Source organism: Actinocatenispora comari, assembly GCF_017312725.1.
GTDB lineage: Bacteria > Actinomycetota > Actinomycetes > Mycobacteriales > Micromonosporaceae > Actinocatenispora > Actinocatenispora comari.
The window spans coordinates 33,666-53,457 of record NZ_BOPO01000075.1 but is presented as its reverse complement, the minus strand read 5'-3'; the positions used below and the strand labels follow the sequence as shown (position 1 = coordinate 53,457).

Genomic DNA, 19,792 nt, shown 5'->3' with positions numbered 1-19,792 from the left:
TATGTTGGCATGACCAACATTGAATGCTGAACCGACCGGCAAGGAGATCCCTCGTGCACATCGAGAACCGGCCCGGACGCGTACTCGTCGTCGGCCGCAGCCCGCAGGTGCTCCTGGACACCGTCGAGGCTCTGCGCGCCCAGGGGTACGCCGCCGACGCGACCAACCGGTTCGACCGGGTCCTCGACGACCACGACGTCACCGAGCTCGACGTCCTGGTCTTCGGGGGCATGGTCCCGGCCGACACGAAAGACCAGCTGCGCGCCGGCGTGCGCGCCCGAAACCCGCGGGTGTCCTTCGTCCAGGGGCTCGCCGGCATCCCCGGCCTCATCGCGGCCCAGGTACGGGCCGCCACCGGCACCGAGGCACCGACCGGGGAGATCGGCTACGACGCGGCCCGGCGCACGGTACGGCTCACCCTCGCCGAAGCCGGCCACGTCACCGTGCAGGCGTGGTGGATGACCTCGTTCGTGCCGCCGGAACCGCGCAGCACGTCGATGCTGGTGTTCGACGGCGACCTCGGCGCCGGCCCGCACCCCGTGCGGCTGCCGGACCGGGTGCCGGACACGGCCTCCTTCGCCGGAGTCACCGTCGGCCCGGCCGTCCGGGTGTTCACCGTCGGCCCGCTGCCCGACGCCGTCACCCGGCTCGCACCGGCCACGGCCGCCGACGACCGCCTGCCCGCCGTCGAGCAGGTCAGCACCCAGCGGCACGACGGCTGACCCTGGCCCCGCGCCGCTCGGCGGACCACGCCCGCCGGCAACGCCGTACCGGCCCGAACCCGCCAGTTCGGCGCCGGTCGACGGCAGGCCGCTAGCTGGGCGGCTCGCCGACGGTGCGGGCGTCCTGGAGGCGGTCGGAATCCAGGTGCCAGCTGATGATGCGAACCGGGTGGATCCGGATCACCTCGTTGGCGAAGAAGCCGGCCGCCATCGGCGGCTCGGCCAGCGTCAGCGTCTCGGCCCAGCCGCGGATCTCGACGCCGCGCCCCCAGCCCGGCTTCACCGCGCCCGGCTCGTCCGGGGTCATGTCGTCGACCACCAGCGACACCAGCGGGTTCGCCTCGACGTTGCGGTACTTGCGGCTCTCGGCCAGGCGCGGCCCGCCGATGTCGACGGTCCCACCGGCGGCGTCGAGGACGAACCCCACCGGTCGCACCTGCGGCCCGCCGTCCGGCCCGATCGTGGCCAGCCGCGCCAACCCCTGACCGCTCAGGAACTCCCGCTCCACGGCGGTGAAGATCTCGTCACCCATGCGCCGACCGTACGACTTCGAGCGGGGTCGAAGTCAACGTCAGTGCACGACGGCGAGGGCGTGGCTGCTGTCGTTGAACCGCCGCCCGCCGGAACCGGTGACCGTGACGATGTCCTCGATCCGGACCCCGAACCGGCCCGGCAGGTAGATGCCCGGCTCGATCGAGAAGCACATCCCCGGCACCAGCGGCTGCTTCTCGCCGGGCACCACGTACGGCGGCTCGTGCGTGGTCATCCCGATGCCGTGGCCGGTGCGGTGGATGAAGAACTCGCCGTAACCGGCGTCGGTGATCACCGTGCGGGCGACCGCGTCCAGGTGCTCGCACGGTACGCCCGGCGCCACCGCCTCGAACGCCGCCTGCTGGGCCGCCCGTACCACCTCGTGCACGTCGCGGACCTCGGCGCTCGGCTCGCCGACGTGCACCGTGCGGGTGGTGTCCGAGCCGTACCCGTCGCGCAGCCCACCGAAGTCGAGCACCACCGTGTCGCCCTCGCCGATGACCCGGTCGGTCGGCTCGTGGTGCGGGCTCGCCCCGTTCGGACCAGACGCGACGATGGTGAAGTCGACCCGCTCGTGGCCGTGCTCGCGCAGCCCGGCGGCTAGATCGGCGGCGACGTCGACCTCCCGCCGCCCGGCGAACCGCACCCGCAGGATCTGCTCGTACGTGGCGTCCGCGCCGGCACCGGCCGCCGCCAGCCGGGCCAGCTCGTCCGGCTCCTTGACCGCGCGCAGCATCGGCAGCGCCTCGGACAGCCCCGCCCAGCGCAGCTCCGGCACCGCGCGCTGCAGCCCGAGCAGGTGCAGCGACCAGGCCGAGTCGGAGATGCCCAGCCGGCCGGTGGCCGGCAGCAGGCCGGCCAGCAGCCGGTACGGGTCGACGTCGTCGGTGAAGTCGGCGAACGTCAGCGCCGCCGGCGCCAGCTCGGCGGCCGGCCGCTCCAGCGTCGGTACCACCAGGGTCGGCGCGGCGTCCGCGGCCAGCGCCAGCGCGGTCAGCCGCTCGGTGTCGGCCGGCGGCGTGTAGCCGGACAGGTAGGCCAGGTCCGGGCCCGGGGTGAGCACCAGCGCGGCCAGCCCCGCCTCCCGCGCCGCCGCCACCGCCCGCTCGCACCGCTGCCGGTACACCTCGGCACCGAACGCCACCGCCATGGTTCCCCCGCTTCCCGCCCGCTGTCCGCCCCACCGCAACGGTACTGACCGGCCCGGGCAGGAGGACCGTCGGCGCGCGGGTGCCAAATGCGGATGCGGGCGGGCGTTCCGGCGGCGATACTGCCCGGCGTGATCACCCGCAGCAATCCCGACACCCTGCACGCGCCGGACGGCTACCACCACGTGACGATCGCCGAGGCGGGGCGCACCGCGTACCTCGCCGGGCAGTGTCCGGTCGACACCGACGACCAGCTCGTCGGTGTCGGCGACGTGCTCGCCCAGGTCGATCAGGTGGTGGCGAACTGCCTGCTCGCGCTGCGCGCCGCCGGCGCCGAGCCGGACCAGGTGGTGCGCTCGGTGGTGTACGTGGCGAGCGACGAGCAGCCGGTCCTGGCCGCGGTGTGGGAGCGGCTGCAGGACTCGCCGCTCGCGCCGGCCTTCACGACCGCGAGCACCCTGCTCGGCGTCACCGCCCTCGGCTACGCCGGCCAGCTCGTCGAGATCGACCTCACCGCGGCCCTGTCGTGACCGCAGCGAACGGTACCGGTACCGAGGCGCTGCTGATCGGCGGCCGCTCCGGCGTCGGCAAGTCCAGCGTCGGCTGGGAGATCGCCGCGCTGTTGAAGGCCGCGGACGTGGCGCACACCTACGTCGAGGGCGACACGCTGGACCAGACCTGGCCGAAGCCGGCCGGCGACCCGACGCTCGCCACCCTCACCGAGGAGAACCTGCACGCGCTGTGGCGCAACTTCGCCGCCCGCGGCCAGCACCGGCTGATCTACACCAACACCGCGGCGGTACTCGACGCCGCGCTGGTCCGGCGCGCGACCGGCGCGGTGCGCTGCATCGGGGTGCTGCTGACCGCGTCCGACGACACCACCCACGGCCGGCTCGCCGCCCGCGAGATCGGCAGCGAACTGGACCTGCACACCCACCGCAGCGCCCAGATGGCCGTCCGCCTGGACCGCGACGCCCCGAGCTGGGTGCACCGCATCGGCACCGACGGCCGTACCGTCACCGAGATCGCCGCCGAGATCATCGGCCTCACGGCCTGGGCTGCGGGCACCTCTTTGCGCTGAGGTGCTGCCCGAAGCGCTCGTGTCGGCTCTGGGTTCGCTGTTGCTGGGGTGGTAAAGGCCACCTCTGTGCGCCGCTTTCACCCCCCGTGGGGGAACGTGGGGAGCGGGCTTCGCCCCTCCCCACACCCCTCCCCATCAAGGGGGCAGTCGCCCCCTTGACATCCCCTGCACGGGAATCAGTGATCAGGCAGGACCCCGCCTGGCCGCTTCGGAACTACGGGGAGCCGGTGCGGCATTTGCCACGCCGCCGTGTCCGCCACGACCAACCCTCGTGTGCAGCGCGACACGAAGCGAAGCGAGCGTTGCCGTGATGGGTAGGCCGGGCCGTGCCCCGTTCTTCTTCGTAGGGCACTCGGCGTCGATGGGCAGCCGTTCCGGGGGCTGGGCGGGGATGGCCAAGGGGGCGGCCCCCTTGGCGGGGAAGGAGCGCGAGGAGGGGGCGAAGCCCTCTCCTCGCATTCCCCCACGCGGGGTCAAAGCGACGAACAGAGGTGGCCTTTGCACCGCCGCTTGGGGCGCACCTCAGCGGGTAGAGGTGGCGCCTTTCCCTTACCGCACGGCGCGAATCGACTCGCGCAGTGACGACATCGTGGCCATGATCGCGGTCGGCTCGTACCCGCAGTGCGCCATGCAGTTGGCACAGCGCGGATCCCGGCCCCGGCCGTACTTCTCCCAGTCGGTCTCCTCGACCAGCTCGCGGTAGCTCTTGGCGTAGCTGTCGCCCATCAGGTAGCAGGGCCGCTGCCAGCCGAACAGCGAGTACGACGGGATTCCCCAGGCGGTGCAGGCGAAGTCGCGCTTGCCCTCGAGGAAGTCCAGGAACGCCGGCGAGTGGTTGATCCGCCACTTCTCCCGGCGGCCGTTGGCGAACGCCTTGCGGAACAGCTCGCGGGTCTCCTCCACGCCGAGGAAGTGGTCCTGGTCCGGCGCCTTCTCGTACGCGTAGGCCGGGGAGAGCATCATCCCGTCGACCTTCAGGTCGTTGTTCAGGAAGTCGAGCACCTCGATGACGGTCTGCGGGGTGTCGGTGTTGAAGAACGTGGTGTTGGTGGTGACCCGGAATCCCCGGTCCTGCGCCATCTTGATGGCGTCCACCGCCTGCGCGAAGACGCCCTTCTTCGCGACCGACTCGTCGTGCCGCTCCTCCAGCCCGTCGATGTGCACCGCGAACGACAGGTACGGCGACGGGTGCAGCTTGTCGATCTTGCGCGGGATCAGCAACGCGTTGGTGCACAGGTAGATGAACTTCTTGCGCTGGATCAGCCCCTCGACGATGTCCTCGACCTGCGGGTGCATCAGCGGCTCGCCGCCGGCCAGGCACACCACCGGAGCACCGCACTCGTCGGCGGCGGCGAGCGCCCGTTCCACCGGCATCCGCTGCTTGAGCACGTCGTGCGGATGCTGGATCTTGCCGCAGCCCTCGCAGGCGAGGTTGCAGGCGAACAGCGGTTCGAGCTCCAGCGTGATCGGGAACTTCTTGCGACCGGCCAGCTTCTGCCGGAACAGGTACGCGCCGATCTTCGCCGCCTGCCGGAACGGAATACTCATCGCCGCGCGACTCCTTTGCTTCCGTGGTCCTCGGCCCGGCGCGCACCACGCACCGGACCACCCGAAGCGGTCAGATCTGGACTACCACAGCAAACCGGTGCGGCGCAGAAGAAGCGCGATCCCGGCACCACCGAACGGTGGATCCGCAGACCGTGCAGATCGCGAATCCGGGCAGGTACCGCCGAAGCCGCCGCCGGCCCGTCCGGTGCACGGCACGATGGGCCGGGTACACCGTCATGCCGGGCAGTCCGGACACGGGAGGGCACGGTGACACGGCTTCACAGGGCCATCGCCACGCTCGCGGTACTCACCGCCGCGATCGCCACGACCGCCGGGTGCACCGGCGACGGCGCGAACACCAAGGACACCATCGCCGGTCCGACGCCGGCGGCGGACCGGACACCGCTGTCGCTCACGGTGCGGCCGCGGGCCGACAGCACCGATCTGCCGGTCAGTACCGAGATCGGCACCAGGGTCGTCGGCGGATCGGTCGATCAGGTGCGGCTGGTCGACGCGCACGGCGACCGGGTCGCCGGTTCGCTGCGCCCGGACGGCACCAGCTGGGTGCCGGCCGAGCCGCTGGCGTACCACCGGCGCTACACCGCCACCGTCGTCGCGGTCGGCGCCCGGCGTCAGCACGTCGAGCGCAGCACCACGTTCACCACCATGCGCGAACCGAGCAACCGCGTCGGTACCGGCATGTACGTGCAGGACGGGCAGACCTACGGCGTCGGCATGCCGATCGCGGTCGAGATCCTGCGCGACGTACCGAAGAACCTGCGCGCGGCGGTGCAGCGGCGGCTGTTCGTCCGCAGCGATCCGCCGCAGCCGGGCGCCTGGCACTGGTTCAGCCCGCAGCGCGTCGAGTACCGCCCGGCGACCTGGTGGCAGCCCGGCACGAAGCTGACGGTACGGATGGCGCTCGGCGGGCTGCCGCTGGGCCACGGCGGCTACGGCGACACCGACCGCACCGCCACCGCGCGCATCGGCTCCGACCGGGTCGAGCTGCGGATCACCAACGAGCCCAAGCAGCTGCGGGTGTACCAGAACGGCAAGCTGACCCGCACGATGCCGGTCAGCCTGGGCAAGGCCGACGCACCGTCCTCGTCCGGGCACATGGTGATCATGGACAAGGCCGCGCACACCGTGTTCGACACCCGCGGCATCCCGGGCGAGAACTACGTCGCACCGGTGGACAACGCGCAGCGGCTCACCTGGGGCGGCGAGTTCATCCACGCGGCGCCGTGGTCGGTGGCCGACCAGGGGCACAACAACGTGTCGCACGGCTGCGTCAACATCTCCGACCCGGACGCGGCGTGGCTGTTCGCCCGCACCCACATCGGCGATCCCGTCACGGTGTCCGGCACCGGTACCCCGCTCGCCGAGGGCAACGGCTGGACGGACTGGAACATGACGTGGTCCGACTTCCTCGCCGGCAGCGCGCTGCCCGTGCCCGCCTCGGTCCGCGACGCGAAGGCCTACGAGCCGTAAGGGTGCCCGGACCCGGTCGGCGAACGTGGCGGCCGGTCCAGGTGGTCGATGATCCCGGTCGCAGGACAGGATGGGGATCATGAAGGCAATCGTGTTCGACCGCCACGGCGGTCCGGAAGTGTTGCGCGACACCGAGGTCGACGTGCCCGAGCCGGGCGCCGGCCAGGTACGGGTCCGGGTCCGCGCGGCCGGCGTCAACCCGATCGACGGCAAGCTGCGGTCCGGCGGCGGCTGGCCGATCGAGCTGCCGTCGATCCCCGGCGTCGAGGCCGCCGGCGTGGTCGACGCGCTCGGCCCGGACGTCACCGGCCTGGCCGTCGGCGACGAGGTGCTCGGCCCCACCCTGACCGGGTCGTACGCGCAGTTCGCGCTGTCGGACCGGATGGTGGCCAAGCCGGCCGGCCTGGCCTGGGACGTCGCCGCGGCCGTACCGGTGGTGGCCGAGACCGCGCTGCGGGTGCTGCGACTGCTCGACGTGTCCGCCGGCGAGACGCTGCTGATCCACGGCGCGTCGGGCAGCGTCGGCGTGCTCGCGGTGCAGCTCGCCCGGCAGCGCGGCGTCACCGTGATCGGTACCGCGGGCGAGGCCGGCCGGGACCGGATCGACCGGCTCGGCGCGACCGCGATCGGCTACGGTGACGGGCTGGTGGACCGGGTCCGTTCCGTTGCGCCGCAAGGCATCGACGCGGTGTTCGACGCCTCCGGCTGGGGCGCGCTGCCGGACTCGATCGCGCTGCGCGGCGGCCCGGAGCGCATCGTCACGATCGCCGACCCGAACGCCGCCGACTACGGGGTCCTGTTCACCGGCGGCGGTGAGGTGATGGTGGAACCGGCCGCGGTCGCGGAGCTGGCACGGCAGGTCGCCGCGGGCGAGCTGACCGTGCCGATCGCCGCCCGGTACCCGCTGGCCGACGCGGCCGAGGCACAGCGGCTCAGCGACAGCGGCCACGCCGGCGGCAAGATCGTCCTCACCGTCGACTGAACGTACGGCCCGGCGCGGAGTCACCGGGCCGTCACGCATCGCTGTGCGCACAATCACAAGGGGTTTCATCAGCCCTGCCCGTTATCGTGCTGGTTACGCCAACGAGGGCACAGCGGGAGCCGCAGATGGACGGTACGCATCTGGACCTCCGGTTCGCCGACGTGTTGCGCACCTACCGCACCACGGCCCGGCTCAGCCAGCGGGAACTCGCCGACCGGGCCGGGTTGAGCGTCGGTGCGGTGCGCGACCTGGAGCAGGGCCGACGGCGCACACCGCGACGCAGCACCGCCCGCCGGCTCGGCGCGGCGCTCGGCCTGCCCGCGCCGTCGTCGGCCGATCCCGGCGCCGCCCGCCGGTTCGTGCTGCGGGTACTGGGCCCGCTGGAGCTGCGGGTCGGCGGCCGGCCGGTCCGGCTCGGCCCGCCCCGGCAACGTGCCGTGCTCGGGTTGCTCGCGCTCAACCCGAACACGCTGGTGCACCGCGAGGAGATCATCGACCGGCTGTGGGCCCGCGCCGCGCCGGCGACCGCGGTGCACCTCGTGCAGGCGTACGTGAGCCGGTTGCGGGGGCTGCTCCTGCCGGACGCCCCGCCGGAGCGGCGGCGATCGGTGCTGGAGTCGACCGGGGCGAGCTACCGGCTGCGGATCCGCGCGGACGGGCTCGACCTGTTGCGGTTCGGCCGGCTGACCGAGCAGGCCCGTACCGCTGCCGGCGCCGGGAACCACCAGCTCGCCGGGGAACGCTACGAGGCGGCGCTGCGGCTGTGGCGCGGCACTCCGCTGGCCGATGTCGACCTGCTGCGCGGCAGCGCGCCGGTCGCCACGCTGGTCGAGCAGCGCGTCGCCGCCGCCATCCGGTACGCCGAGGCCGCCGCTCGGACCGGCCGGCACCAGCCGGTGCCGCAGCTGCGGCTGCTCGCCGACGCCGAGCCGCTGCACGAGGCGCTGCACGCCCGGCTGATGCTCGCCCTGGCCGGCGGCGGCCAGCAGGCGGCGGCGCTGCGGGTGTACGGGGAGATCAGCGCCCGGCTGTCCGACCAGCTCGGCCTGACCCCCGGGCCGGAGCTGACCGACGCCCGCTTGCGGGTACTGCGCGGCGCCGCCGACCCGCCACCACCCGGTTAGCCAGTCGGCCCGGCAACACCGACCCGCCCGCGGTGTCGGTGCGTCAGGGCTTCGTTCGGGGCGGGTGCAGGGCGAGCACCGAGGGCACCTGGTCGGGGGCGGCGGACCGGAGCAGGCCGTAGCCGATACCGGCGAGACCGACCAGCAGCGACGGGTTCTCGCCGCCACCGGCCAGCCCGCAGACCCAGCCGCGCTCGTCGAGACGGTCCAGGATCGCCGCGGTCTGCCGTAGCGCCGTCTCGCCGGCGGCAGCGCCCGCCGCACCGTCGAGTACCCCGGGCGCGGTGCAGAACAGGTCGAGCGCGCCGAGATCGCCGTGGCACAGCGAGAAGTTCCAGCCGAACCCGGCGGCCGCGGCGGTACCCAGCGCGGTGTGCAGGTCGGCGGTCAGCTCGGCGACCGTACCCACGCCGCCGCCCACACCCGGATCCGAGCCGCCGGCGAGGTCGGTGACACCGAGCTCGCGCGCCGTGGCGAGCAGGCCGGTACGGGACAGGCCGACGCCGACGGCGCCGTGGCACCACAGCACCGGGAAGGACGCCTCGTGCGGGACGCCGGTACGCACGTCCGGCCAGTTCCCGGCGTCGGCGTCGAACAGAGACCGCTCGTACGCCAGGGCCGCCACCGCGGTCCCCAGGTACCGGTGCTCCCCGGTGATCGCGGCGGCCCGGGCGAGCGCCCACGCCTGCCCGGCGACCCCGTGCGCGAAGCCGGCCAGCGGGCGAGGCGCCACGTCGGCCATCGACGCCGCCCGCCACCCCACCCCCACCGGCTGCCGCTCGGCCCGCGCGCACAGCTGGTCGGCGCAGGCACGCACCGCGTCGCGGACGGCGCCGGACGGCCGTACCGCGTGCCAGGCGACTAGCCCGGCGATCGAGCCCGCCGCGCCGCTGACCGTGTCGTACTCGGCGTCGTCGGTGGCGAGCTCGCCGACACCCACGGCCATGTTGTCGGCCAGCGCGGCCAGCTCCTGGTCCGGCCGGATCGCGTGCAGGTGGGCCAGCGCGTACAGCACCCCGCCGTACCCGCAGAGGCCGCCGGCGAGGTTCCGCGGCAGCCGGAGCACCTGCGCGCGCAGCGTGTCCAGCGCTCCCGCGGCCGCCGCCCAGTGGTCCGCGTCGCCGGTCACCTCGGCCAGCCGGGCCAGGAACAGCGCGACACCCGCGGTACCCGAGTACAGGTCGGCGCCCAGCGGTGCCAGCGCCCAGGCACCGCCCGGCAGCAGCCCCGGACCGGCCCAGGCCAGGCTGCCGTCCTTGCGGTACGCGAGGGCCAGCAGCCGGTCGGCGGCCCGCCCGGCGTGCTCCAGCGCCCGTTCCGCGACCCGGTCGGCCGCCGGCAGCGGCCCGGCCGGCGCCGTCGCGGCGACCGTGCCGTCGGCCTGCGGTACGTGATCGGTGCGGGCCGACTCGACCGCCCAGCGCAGCAGCGACCGCTGCGCGGCCAGGTCGTCCTCGCCCAGCGCGTCGAGCTTGGCCAGGGCGAGGGCGAGCGCCGGCTCGTCGGCGACCGCCGGCATCGGCCGGCCGGCGGCATCGGACAGCGCGGTGCCGGCCGGCCGCGCGGTGAACACCGGTACGTCGGTGGCGGACAGGTCGGCGCGCTCGGACGCCAGCAGCGGCGCGACCACCTCCAGCCGCGGCACCAGCTCCCACAGCCGGTCCAGGTGCCGGTCGGCGGCGAGCCCGTCGCGCAGCCGGTCCGGGTGCAGCCCGGCCACCACCAGGGTGCGGTACTCCATCGTCTCCCGGCACAGCACCCGGATCTCGTCGTCGGCGAACGCGCCGAGCAGCTCGCGCACCGTGTCCCGGTGCCCGGCCAGGATCCGGTACGCCTCGGTGAAGCCGGCGTCGAGATCGGCCTGGAAGTCCGCCAGCCGCAACGGTTCGCCCGGCGGCAGCGGGCGGGACGCGACCTGCCCGATGCCGACCCGCCGGTACCCGACCCGGACCTCGTCGGTACCGGCGTCCAGCAGCTCCGGGATCTCCCGCGGCGGCAGCTCGCGCGGATCCCAGCCGAGCGCCGACACGTCGGCGCCCCCGTTGCCGACCTCCACCCAGGCCCGGTACGGCAGCATGCCCGAGCGCAGCACCGAACCGCCGATCGCCGTGTTGGCCACCAGCTCGGCGGCGGACAGCTCGTGCAGGTCCTCGCGCAGTCGCGGGGTCAGCAGCGTCTCGTGGTCGATCAGCACCGGCTGGTCGCCGACCGCGATGAGGTTCTGCGCGTGGCAGTCGGTCGCCTCCAGCAGGTACAGCAGGGCGATCAGGGTGCCGGCCCGGTGGTAGAACCGGTGCAGCTCGGCGGTGTCCCGGCAGTGCCGGGCCTGCACGTGCGCCACCCAGCCGTACGAGTCCCGCGCCAGGCAGGGCAGCTCGGCGAGCGGCCACCGCAGGTACCCGTTGAGCCACGACACCAGCTGCTGGTAGTGCGCGTCGACGGTGAGCGAGCGTGGCTTGTACAGGATCCGTACGCCGTGCTCGAAGTGCAGCCGGGCCACCGTGCGGCCGCCCCGATGCCGGTCGCCGAGGTCGGTCTCCAGCCGCGTCACCGCGCCGAGCGGGGCGCCGTCGGCGAACCGGGCGGACAGCTCCGGCAGGTCCGCGACGAGCCGGTGCACCAGTTCCGAGCTGGCGGTCACCCAGTTGCGGCACACGGTCACCAGCCGCCGCGCCAGCACCGGGTACTCGGCGAGCAGCCCCGCCGCGATCCCCGGATCCCGCAGCCGGTCCAGGAACTGCTCGTACCGGCCGGCGGGGGTGTCCGCGGTGAGCGCGCCGGTCACCTTCGCCACCTGCACCTCGAGCACCATGGAGCGCTGCGCCAGCAGGTACGCGTGCCCGGTCAGCGACGGCAGGAAGCAGGCGACGGCGGCGTCCGCATCCCCGAACGGCGTGTCACCGAGCGGGGCGAGCGCGGCGCGCAGCCGGCCGGCGGCCGCCGCCAGCAGCGGCCCGGCCACCGCGGCGAGGTCGTGTTCGGCCGGCAGCTCGATCGACGCCGGCGTGGCGTACGCGGCCACCAGCTCGTCCACCCACTCGTCGCCGGCACCGGCACGTTCGGCCAGCGGCCCGGCCGGTGCGCCGGCCTCGCCGGCCGCGACGCGGGCGGCCAGCGCGTCCGGTGGCTCGGCGAGCTGGTCGCGCACCATCTCCACGGTCAGCCCGTCCGCGGCCAGCCGGCGGTCGAACCAGCCCGCCTTGTGAAAGGGCATCTGCGCGCGCCAGCGGGCGAGGATCCGGTCCGCGCGCGCCACCCGGTCCGGGTCGACGACCGCCACCTTGCCCCGTTCCACCGCGGACAACGCCTGTGCCATGGCCCGCCGCAGCGCCGCCAGATCCGCCTCCACCAGCCCTCCCGCCCAGAGGTCCCGGCAGAAGGGACTGTCGGGACCTCTTAGTCCGTGCGCAGTCGGCGAATCGGATGCGATCGCCGATCGGGTGTTCCCGCCTGCGGCGGGTGACGCGGTGCGCGTCACCCGCCGGACCGGCGGGAGCCGTCGGGACCTCGATCGGACGAGCCGATCCCGCGGTCCCGGTGCGCCGTCAGATCGCGCAGCTGCAGATGTGCGAGCAGGTGACGCTCGCGTAGTTGCAGGTGGACGCCGCGCCGGTGGACACGTACAACTCGCGGTCGACGTCGCCCGCCGGATGCGCTACGGCGGACTCCAACTCGAGCCGAAAGTCCTCGTCCCGCCAGGCGCGGACCAGTTCTTCTGCCGACATGGAACCTCCCTCGTGACGAACAGTTGGGTGCGGTACGCGCCCAGTATTCGCACGGTGGTTGGTGTTCCGTTGGGCGTTGCGCTCACGGAAATTGCCGTACCGCACCGTTCGCCGAGGTGAGACCGACGACCGGGATGCGGCCGGGGCACCGGGACAGGACCTAGGTCCCGGGCCTGACCAGGCAGCGGAAGCCGATGTGCGACATCGCCGACTCGACCTGCTGCGCCTGCCGGGCCGCCGGCCGGTACCGCCGGCAGTAGTTCTCCGCGCACAGGTGCGAGCCGCCCTTGAGCACCCGGCGCGGGACGTGCGCGCCGCCCTGCTCCTGGTCGCCGTAGCTGCCCTCGGCGTCGTCGACCTGCGGGTTGACCGGCGGCACGCAGCAGGCGTGGGTGGCGGGATGGTTGCTGCGGTAGAAGTCCGCGGTCCACTCCCAGACGTTGCCGGCCACGTCGTACAGCCCGTACCCGTTCGGCGGGAACGACCGCACCGGTGTGGTGCGCTGCCGCCGCGCCGGTTTGAGGTTGTGCCACGGGAACTCACCGACCCAGGTGTTGGCCATCCGCTTGCCGCCGGGCAGGAACTCGTCGCCCCAGGCGTACGGCGCGCCGTCCAGCCCACCGCGCGCGGCAAACTCCCACTCCGCCTCGGTGGGCAGCTGCTTGCCGGCCCACGCGGCGTACGCCTCGACGTCCTCCCAGCACACGTGCACGACCGGGTGCTTGTCGCGCCCGGTGACGTCCGAGCGCGGTCCCTCCGGATGCCGCCAGCTGGCCCCCGGCACGTACCGCCACCACTGCTGCAGGTCGGTGAGGTCGACCGGCTTGTCGGTCGGCGTGAACACCAGCGAACCGGCCAGCAGCAGCCGCCGGTCGACGTTCGGGTACTGCGCCGGGTCGAGCGGCCGCTCCGCCACCGTGACGTATCCGGTGTCCGCGACGAACCGGGCGAACTGCGCCACCGTCACCGGGGTCGGGTCGATCCAGAACCCGCCGACCGTGACCGGATGCGGCGGGCCCTCCTCCGGGTAGTCGGCGAGGTCCGACCCCATCGTGAAGGTGCCGCCCGGCACCCACACCATCGCCGGATCCGGCGGCTGCACTCTCGTTGCCATGACCCCAGGTACGTTACGCGGCGGCCCGCAGCGTCAGCACGGTGATCTCGCTGGGCGCGAACACCCGGAACGGCGGGCCCCAGAAGCCGGTGCCGCGGCTGGTGTACAGCTGGGTACGGTCGCCGTGCCGGGTCAGCCCCGCGACCGACGGCTGGTCCAGCCGGACCAGGTAGTGGAACGGCCAGATCTGCCCGCCGTGGGTGTGCCCGGACAGCTGCAGGTCGACCCCGTGCTCGACGGCCAGCGAGATCTGCTGCGGCTGGTGCGCCAGCAGCAGTACCGGCAGGTCGGGGTCGGCGCCGGCGAGCGCCGCGGCGTGGTCGGCCCGGTGCCCGGTGCCGGACGAGCCGGCGGTGCGGTCGTCGACCCCGGCCACCACCAGCCGGTCGCCGCCGCGTTCCACCACCAGGTGCTCGTTGTGCAGGGTCGACCAGCCGAGCCGCGCCATGTGGTCCATCCACGCCTGCGCCTCGCCGTAGTACTCGTGGTTGCCCGTCACGTAGGCCCGGGCGAGCCTGGCCCGGACGTCACCGAGCGGCGCGGCCTGCGCCAGCCGGGCGTTCACCGAACCGTCCGCGATGTCGCCGGTGTGGCAGACGATGTCCGCGTCCAGCTCGTTGACCACGTCGATCACCCGGCGGGACCAGTCGGCTCGGTCGATCGGGCCGTAGTGCGTGTCGGTGATCAGCACCACTCGCAGCCCGTCCAGGCCGGCGCCGAGCCGGTCCAGCCGGACGGTCACCTCGGCCACCCGCGGCAGCCGCATCGCCTCCACGTACCCCCAGGCCAGCAGGGCGATGGTGACGACCAGGCCGACCGCGGCGACGATCCGGGAGACCGCGGTGCCGGACAGGTCGGTGGCGAGCAGCGGCAGCCGCACCAGCTGCGCCAGGGTGCACCAGACGAACAGCACCCCGATCACGCCCAGCAGCACGTCGCTGGTGCGGGCCGCGGGGTCGTTCGCGCGCCGGTGGCCCAGGTTCATCAGCACCGGGAACCCGATCGCGGCCGCGACGAACACGACCGTACCGACGACCACGACGCCGGTCGGCCAGCCCGGCGCGAGCACCAGCGTCCACCACGAGAGCCCGAACAGCAGTGCCTCCACGGCCACCAGCACGGCAGCGAACGCCACCAGCCGGCCGATCCGTCTGCCGGGCTCGGTCCGTACATCCTCGGTTGCCGCCACTGCACACTCCGTATCCGTCTCGTGCGGCGCCCGCCCGCCGCGCACCGCACGAGCATGACACCCCAACCTGAGACCAGCCCACGACGCCCGCGGTACCCGGCCTCAGGACCGCTCCGGGACCGTCATCGGGCCGGTTCTGGGACGGTCATCGGCCGCTCGCCGGGCCGGACCCGGCGCGCCGGACGTGTTAGCGTGCCCGGGTGGCAGTCGTGAACGATTAGGCCGAGACCCGTCCGGCGCGCTCCGTGCGCCGCCGGCCCGGTCGCAGCGCGCCGTGCGGCGCGGCACCGGGATCTCGTGACGGCTTTCGTTCGCGGGCGGTACGACCGCCTGCCCGATCGTGATGGGTCTCTGCTGCCATGTCCGGTCCCACCGTTTCCTACCGTGCCGTGCTGCGCGTCCCGCACCTGCTCCCGGCGTTCGCCGCGGCCAGCACGGTGCGCCTCTCGTACGGGACGACGCCGCTCGCGCTGCTGTTCACCGCGCAGCGCAGCACCGGCTCGTTCGCCACCGCCGGCCTGGTCACCGGTGCGTACGCGCTGACCACGTTCGCGCTGCCGCTCAAGTCCCGGCTGGCCGACACGTACGGGCTGCCCCGCGTGCTGCTCGCCCTCGGCCTGGCGCACCCGGTGGCGTTGCTCGGCCTCCTCGCCGTCACCGTCGCACTGCCCGGTTCGGTACCGCCGCTGGTGGCCGCCGCGGTGCTCGCCGGGCTGGCCGTACCGCCGGCCAGTTCGGCGATGCGCGCCATCTGGTCGTCGGCCACCGAACCGGGTGCCGCCCGGCAACGCGCGTTCAGCCTCGACGCCGTCACCGAGGAGGTCACGCTCGCCGTCGGCCCGGCGCTCACCGGCACCCTCGTCGCGCTGCGCGGGCCGCAGCTCGCGGTACTGGTCGGCGCGGCCGCCGCGCTGGTCGGCTCGGTGACGCTGGCGGCCGGTCGCGCCGCCCGGGCACAGCGCGACGGCACCGCGCGCGGCCCGCTCCGGTTCGGCGCCGGGCCGCTGCGGCTCGCCGCGTTCCGGCCGGTACTGGTCGCCGCGCTCGGCGTCGGCCTCGCGCTGAGCATGGTGGAGATCGCCGTCGCCGGACGGGCCCAGAACGGCGCCGCCGGCTACCTGATGGCGGCACTGTCGGTGGGCAGCGCGCTCGGCGGGCTGCTCTGGGGACGCCGGCACCACACCCGGTCGCACCACACCCACCTGGTCGGGCTGCTCACCGCCGCCGCCGTCGGGTACGCCGCGGCGAGCCTGGCGCCGAACCTGGTCGTCCTGGCCGCGGTCCTGCTGGTGGCCGGGCTGACCCTGGCCCCGACGTTCGTGGTCGCCTACCTCGTCGCCGACCAGGTGGTACCGGCCGGGCACCGCACCGAGGGCACCACCTGGGTCAACACCGCGAACAACGTGGGCGTCGCGATCGGCGGCCCGCTGGCCGGTGTGCTGCTCACCAGCACCTCGGTCGCCGCCACCCAGGCGCTCGCCGGTGCCGCCGCGCTGGTACCGGCGCTGCTCCTGCTCGCCCTCGGCGCCCGGCACCGGCCCGGAGTCAGTCGGCGAAGCCGGACAGCACCGCGCGCGCGTCGGCCAGGTCACCGCGCAACCGCTCGGCATCGAACCGCCAGCGCGAGTCGAGGCTCAAGCGGCGACCCCGTTCGGTCCAGAACGCGAACGGGGAGACCGAATCCGCCCCCGGCCGGATGAACTTCACGACCTCGGCGAGGGCGGCGACACCCGCGCTGAGAGCGCCGTACGCCTCCCGGCGCTGCTCGTCGGTCAGCCCGACCGGGCTGTCCGGCACCTGGGCGAACATCGCGTCGGCGAGTTCCAGCCACTCGCCCGGATCGAGCAGCTCCGAGGGCGTCGAGTCGCCGAAGCTGCTCCCGTCGTCGAGCGGCGCCGAGGCGTCGTCCGGCACCCGGAACACGAACTCGCGCCACATCCCGCAGGACGGGCAGGCACCGGAGTACCGCCGGGCGAGGGTCCCGTCGACCACCTCCGACGCGGACCGCTCCGGCTCGAACCCGCCCGCGCCGCAGTGCTCGCACGGCTGGCGAGCCATGTACAGGTACGCCTCGGACGCGGTCCGGGCCAGCCGAAGGCTCATCGAAAGCTCACGTCTCCTCGCGCCGGCGACGGCCCGGCCGGCGGTACCGCCGTCTCGTCCTCGTCGTCCTCATCGATCCCGTACAGCGCCTCGAACTCCGCCACCGCGGCCCACCGCCGCGCCCGCGCCGCCGCCAGCTCGTCCGGGCGCAGCAGTTCGCCGGCCACCGAACGCACCGCGCGGCCCTGCTCGGTCCAGAACGCGTCCGCCGGCAGTTCGCTCGCGCCGGCCGGCAGGAACTTGCGGATCTCGTCGACGGCGGCCGCCGCGAGCAGCACCGTGTCGTGCACGGCCGGGATCTGCGCCGCGGTCAGCGACTCGCCCGACTCGGCCAGATGTTCCAGCACCCGCCGGCTCATCTCCGCGACCAGCAACCACTGGCCGGCGTCGATGATCGTGGACGGCTCGTCGCCGTGGCCGAGCACGAACCCCGACGGCTCCCCGGCGGGCGGGGCCGCCAACTCGAACACGAACTCCCGGGACCGACCGCAGCGCGGACACTCACCGAAGTACCGCAGCACCCGCGGCGGCTCCGGATCGAGCACGTCGACGTCCGGATCGAACTCGTTCTCGCCGCACGGGCAGGGCACCAGATCCATGTAGACGTGTGCCTCGCTTCTGGTGCGGGCGCGCGGCATCGGCATGCCGCCACCATACCGGGCACGGTCGATCGGCCATCAGCGTCGGACCAGCGTGGAAAGCACGAAACCGGGCACGGTCACCGCGAGCGGCCCGCCCGGATCGACCACCAGCCGGTACGTCCGGTCCGGCCACGCCGCCGCGACCTCGGCCAGCTCGACGGCCACCACCTCGACCGCCTCGCCGAGCGCGTCGGCGGCCCGCCGGGGCGCCGTGTACACGCGGACGCCGAGGCCGTCGTCGACCGGCGCCACCGGCCAGGCGAAACCCGGATCGGTCGGGCGCAGCTCGCCGGTGCCGGTCGCCATCCAGACGACCGCGCCGTCGGCCGCGAGCGCCGCGAAGACCGCATCCCGGTCGTCGGCGGCGACCGCCTCGTACAGCGCCGTCTCCAGCGCGTTCAGCGGGCGGAACGGCTCGGCTGCCGGCTCGGTCGGCGCCGGCCGGGCCGGCAGCCGCACCGCGCCACCGACCGCCTCGGCCGACGGCGCCGGCAGGTACGCCTCGATCGGCGTGCCGGGATCGACCACCAGCCGCCAGCTCGGGTCCGGCCACCGCTGCGCGAGGTCCAGGTAGCTCGTCACCCGCCAGCCGCCGCCGCGCGGTGCCGGCGTGGGCGCCGCGGTGAAGGCGACCAGGTGTACCTGGTCGTCGACCGCGACCGTGGCGAACCGCGCCGCCGCACCGGAATCGGCCGCCGACGGCAGGTACAGCGGGGTGTCCAGCAGCAGGTCGAGATAGCCGCGGTCGTCGCCGCGCTCGACGGCCAGCCGCAGCGCCGCCTGCACGTCGCCGGCCGGCTGCCAGCCACCCGGCTGCGGCCCGCGCGACCGCGGCGCGGCCGGCTCCGGCGACGGCACCTCAGCGCGCCCCGCCAACCGCAGGATCCCCTCGTCGGCCCGCACCGACGCCACCACGCGCCCGCCCGGACGCTCCGCGATCACCTCGTACCGGCGCGCCTCGGTCACCGTTGGTTCGGCCCCGACCGACCAGCCGTGCGCGGTGAGCACCTCGGCGGCGGTACGGACCAGCTCGGACGCGGTCCACGACATGCCGGGCGGGGCGGTCGCCACGGTGGCCGTGCAGACCCACCGGCCGGCACCGTCCGGCGGCTTCGGGTCGTCCGGGAACGGTCCACGCTCCCGCTCGACCACCGGCGCGCAGTCCGGGCACGCCGCCGCCGCCACGTCCAGCAGCGTCCGGCGCAACGCCTGCCGGGCCGGCACCTGGCCACCACCGCGAGCCACGGTCACGCTCACCTCCGGTCGTCGATCTCGGCGAGCAACGCCTCGTAGCCGTCTCGCATCGCCTGCATCCAGCCCCGGGTCAGCCGCCGCGGGTCGACCGCGAGTACCTGCCGGCCCAGGGGCGAGAAGACGCTCTCGTCGGGCACCCGGTCACCGTCGACGGGCAGGAACCGCATCGCCTCCACCACGGCGTCCCGCGCGTACTCCAGCCCAGCTCGGCGCTGCTGCACCGACTCGACCGCGAGGCGCTGTTCGGCCGCCGCCTCGGTCAGCGTCGCCGCTTCCAGCCACTCCGCCGGGTCCAGCAGCTCCGAGGGCCGCCCGGCACCGAACCGGGTCGGCGGCTCGGTGCCGCCCGGCTCATCCGACGGCACCTCGTCCGGGCTGCGGAAGTCCGCCTCCCGGGCCGTGCCGCACCGGCCGCAACGGCCCGCGTACCGCTCCAGCGCGACGCCGGCGACGGTGCCGGTCGAGACCAACCGCCACCGGGTTTCCCGCTCGAAGCACACCGGGCACGCGGTCAGCTCCAGCCGCAGCCGGGCCTCCGCCGGGGTCCGTGCCAGCGCCGGGCGGTCGGGTGTCACGAACCGTCGCCGCCGGCCCGGCGCTCGGCGAGCGAGGACCAGTAGCTGTCCCGGACCACCAGCAGCCGCTCCCGGTCGAACCGACCCGGCTCCTGGTCGCGCACCCGACGGCCGCGCTCGGACCAGAACGCCTCGTCGGGCACCGTCTCGGCACCGGCCGGGATGAACTTGAGGATCTCGTTCATCGCCGCCACCGCGATGGACAGGGCGTTCAACCCGGCGGTCGGGTCGTCGGCCGGCACGTCGCTCGCGGTCAGGTCCGCGACCCACAGCCACTCGCCGGCGTCCAGCAGCTCCGACGGCTGGTCCCCGCCGAAGTGGTACCGGTCACCCGACGCCGGCACCGAACCGGGCGCCGGCAGCCGGAACACGAACTCCCGCACCGCGCCGCACGAGCAGGTCCCCGAGTAGCTGCGGGCCAGCTCGCCCTCGGCGTCCACCAGGGCGCTCTTCCATTCCACCTCGACCGAGCCGCACCGCTGGCATGGATGCAGATCCATGTACAGGTGCGCCTCGTCCCGCGTCCGCGCAAGCCGCAAAGCCATTCGCCAACCCTAGTTCGAC

The 19,792-nt window shown here is 74.3% G+C and carries 18 protein-coding genes; 7 read left to right on the top strand and 11 right to left on the bottom strand.

All coding sequences use genetic code 11. The features are described 5' to 3' along the window. Positions 1–53: 53 nt before the first annotated feature. Positions 54–722 (top strand): hypothetical protein, encoded by a 669-nt coding sequence (locus tag NUM_RS19660; protein ID WP_207126362.1) that lies wholly within the window; start codon positions 54–56, stop codon positions 720–722. Between the two features lie 91 nt (positions 723–813). On the opposite strand, the gene NUM_RS19655 is transcribed toward NUM_RS19660, so the two are convergent. Both NUM_RS19655 and NUM_RS19650 read right to left on the bottom strand, forming a co-directional pair. Beyond that, positions 814–1,254, bottom strand: a complete 441-nt coding sequence (locus tag NUM_RS19655; protein ID WP_207126361.1) for a PPOX class F420-dependent oxidoreductase — start codon at positions 1,252–1,254, stop codon at positions 814–816. A 39-nt stretch (positions 1,255–1,293) separates the two neighbouring features. Continuing rightward, positions 1,294–2,403 (bottom strand): aminopeptidase P family protein, encoded by a 1,110-nt coding sequence (locus NUM_RS19650; RefSeq protein WP_207126360.1) that lies wholly within the window; start codon positions 2,401–2,403, stop codon positions 1,294–1,296. 129 nt (positions 2,404–2,532) lie between these two features. Here NUM_RS19650 and NUM_RS19645 point away from each other — a divergent pair, with 129 nt between their 5' ends. Together NUM_RS19645 and NUM_RS19640 are read left to right on the top strand one after the other, a co-directional pair. Further along, on the top strand, positions 2,533–2,931 hold the full coding sequence (locus NUM_RS19645) for a RidA family protein (protein WP_207126359.1): 399 nt from the start codon (positions 2,533–2,535) through the stop codon (positions 2,929–2,931). After that, entirely contained in the window at positions 2,928–3,482 is a 555-nt protein-coding gene (locus NUM_RS19640) for a nucleoside/nucleotide kinase family protein (protein WP_207126358.1), read from the top strand. The genes NUM_RS19645 and NUM_RS19640 overlap by 4 nt, the downstream gene beginning before the upstream one ends. A gap of 549 nt (positions 3,483–4,031) precedes the next feature. Here the strand turns inward: NUM_RS19640 and hpnH are convergent. After that, a complete protein-coding gene (hpnH, locus tag NUM_RS19635) occupies positions 4,032–5,030 on the bottom strand; it encodes an adenosyl-hopene transferase HpnH (protein ID WP_207126357.1) in 999 nt (332 codons plus the stop codon). 267 nt (positions 5,031–5,297) lie between these two features. Between hpnH and NUM_RS19630 the strand changes: the two genes are divergently transcribed. From NUM_RS19630 to NUM_RS19620, 3 genes are all read left to right on the top strand, one after another. Next, positions 5,298–6,521, top strand: coding sequence for a L,D-transpeptidase (locus NUM_RS19630; protein ID WP_207126356.1), 1,224 nt, complete (start codon positions 5,298–5,300; stop codon positions 6,519–6,521). A gap of 79 nt (positions 6,522–6,600) precedes the next feature. Further along, a complete protein-coding gene (locus tag NUM_RS19625) occupies positions 6,601–7,503 on the top strand; it encodes an NADP-dependent oxidoreductase (RefSeq protein ID WP_207126355.1) in 903 nt (300 codons plus the stop codon). A gap of 125 nt (positions 7,504–7,628) precedes the next feature. Continuing rightward, positions 7,629–8,627 (top strand): BTAD domain-containing putative transcriptional regulator, encoded by a 999-nt coding sequence (locus tag NUM_RS19620; protein WP_207126354.1) that lies wholly within the window; start codon positions 7,629–7,631, stop codon positions 8,625–8,627. A 43-nt stretch (positions 8,628–8,670) separates the two neighbouring features. Here the strand turns inward: NUM_RS19620 and NUM_RS19615 are convergent, their stop codons facing one another. The 4 genes from NUM_RS19615 to NUM_RS19600 form a co-directional block, all read right to left on the bottom strand. Next, entirely contained in the window at positions 8,671–11,976 is a 3,306-nt protein-coding gene (locus tag NUM_RS19615; protein WP_207126353.1) for a type 2 lanthipeptide synthetase LanM family protein, read from the bottom strand. A 196-nt stretch (positions 11,977–12,172) separates the two neighbouring features. Next, on the bottom strand, positions 12,173–12,352 hold the full coding sequence (locus NUM_RS19610; RefSeq protein ID WP_207126352.1) for a mersacidin/lichenicidin family type 2 lantibiotic: 180 nt from the start codon (positions 12,350–12,352) through the stop codon (positions 12,173–12,175). Positions 12,353–12,512: 160 nt separating this feature from the next. After that, complete coding sequence (locus NUM_RS19605; protein ID WP_225918708.1) at positions 12,513–13,466, bottom strand: formylglycine-generating enzyme family protein; 954 nt, start codon at positions 13,464–13,466, stop codon at positions 12,513–12,515. A gap of 13 nt (positions 13,467–13,479) precedes the next feature. Continuing rightward, positions 13,480–14,655 carry a metallophosphoesterase gene (locus NUM_RS19600; RefSeq protein WP_207126351.1) on the bottom strand — a complete coding sequence of 392 codons (1,176 nt, stop codon included), beginning with the start codon at positions 14,653–14,655 and terminating at the stop codon, positions 13,480–13,482. A gap of 359 nt (positions 14,656–15,014) precedes the next feature. Between NUM_RS19600 and NUM_RS19595 the strand changes: the two genes are divergently transcribed. Then, on the top strand, positions 15,015–16,355 hold the full coding sequence (locus tag NUM_RS19595; protein ID WP_207126350.1) for an MFS transporter: 1,341 nt from the start codon (positions 15,015–15,017) through the stop codon (positions 16,353–16,355). Positions 16,356–16,754: 399 nt separating this feature from the next. Here NUM_RS19595 and NUM_RS19590 read toward each other — a convergent pair whose 3' ends face one another. The 4 genes from NUM_RS19590 to NUM_RS19575 are packed head-to-tail and all read right to left on the bottom strand — an operon-like array spanning position 16,755 to position 19,773. Beyond that, the gene (locus tag NUM_RS19590) at positions 16,755–17,402 is read right to left on the bottom strand and encodes a hypothetical protein (RefSeq protein WP_207126349.1); all 648 of its coding nucleotides are present in this window, start codon (positions 17,400–17,402) and stop codon (positions 16,755–16,757) included. A gap of 33 nt (positions 17,403–17,435) precedes the next feature. Continuing rightward, positions 17,436–18,650 carry a hypothetical protein gene (locus NUM_RS19585; RefSeq protein WP_207126348.1) on the bottom strand — a complete coding sequence of 405 codons (1,215 nt, stop codon included), beginning with the start codon at positions 18,648–18,650 and terminating at the stop codon, positions 17,436–17,438. Positions 18,651–18,652: 2 nt separating this feature from the next. Beyond that, entirely contained in the window at positions 18,653–19,228 is a 576-nt protein-coding gene (locus NUM_RS19580) for a hypothetical protein (RefSeq protein WP_207126347.1), read from the bottom strand. Next, positions 19,225–19,773, bottom strand: a complete 549-nt coding sequence (locus tag NUM_RS19575; protein ID WP_207126346.1) for a hypothetical protein — start codon at positions 19,771–19,773, stop codon at positions 19,225–19,227. The genes NUM_RS19580 and NUM_RS19575 overlap by 4 nt, the downstream gene beginning before the upstream one ends. Positions 19,774–19,792 lie beyond the last annotated feature (19 nt).

What these genes read in the sequence shown, in the direction of transcription:
- NUM_RS19655 (WP_207126361.1), bottom strand. Translation starts at nt 1,254, where the DNA reads ATGGGTGACGAGATCTTCACCGCCGTGGAGCGGGAGTTCCTGAGCGGT.
- NUM_RS19650 (WP_207126360.1), bottom strand. Translation starts at nt 2,403, where the DNA reads ATGGCGGTGGCGTTCGGTGCCGAGGTGTACCGGCAGCGGTGCGAGCGG.
- hpnH (WP_207126357.1), bottom strand. Translation starts at nt 5,030, where the DNA reads ATGAGTATTCCGTTCCGGCAGGCGGCGAAGATCGGCGCGTACCTGTTC.
- NUM_RS19625 (WP_207126355.1), top strand. Translation starts at nt 6,601, where the DNA reads ATGAAGGCAATCGTGTTCGACCGCCACGGCGGTCCGGAAGTGTTGCGC.
- NUM_RS19620 (WP_207126354.1), top strand. Translation starts at nt 7,629, where the DNA reads ATGGACGGTACGCATCTGGACCTCCGGTTCGCCGACGTGTTGCGCACC.
- NUM_RS19610 (WP_207126352.1), bottom strand. Translation starts at nt 12,352, where the DNA reads ATGTCGGCAGAAGAACTGGTCCGCGCCTGGCGGGACGAGGACTTTCGG.
- NUM_RS19605 (WP_225918708.1), bottom strand. Translation starts at nt 13,466, where the DNA reads ATGGCAACGAGAGTGCAGCCGCCGGATCCGGCGATGGTGTGGGTGCCG.
- NUM_RS19595 (WP_207126350.1), top strand. Translation starts at nt 15,015, where the DNA reads ATGTCCGGTCCCACCGTTTCCTACCGTGCCGTGCTGCGCGTCCCGCAC.
- NUM_RS19590 (WP_207126349.1), bottom strand. Translation starts at nt 17,402, where the DNA reads ATGCCGATGCCGCGCGCCCGCACCAGAAGCGAGGCACACGTCTACATG.
- NUM_RS19575 (WP_207126346.1), bottom strand. Translation starts at nt 19,773, where the DNA reads ATGGCTTTGCGGCTTGCGCGGACGCGGGACGAGGCGCACCTGTACATG.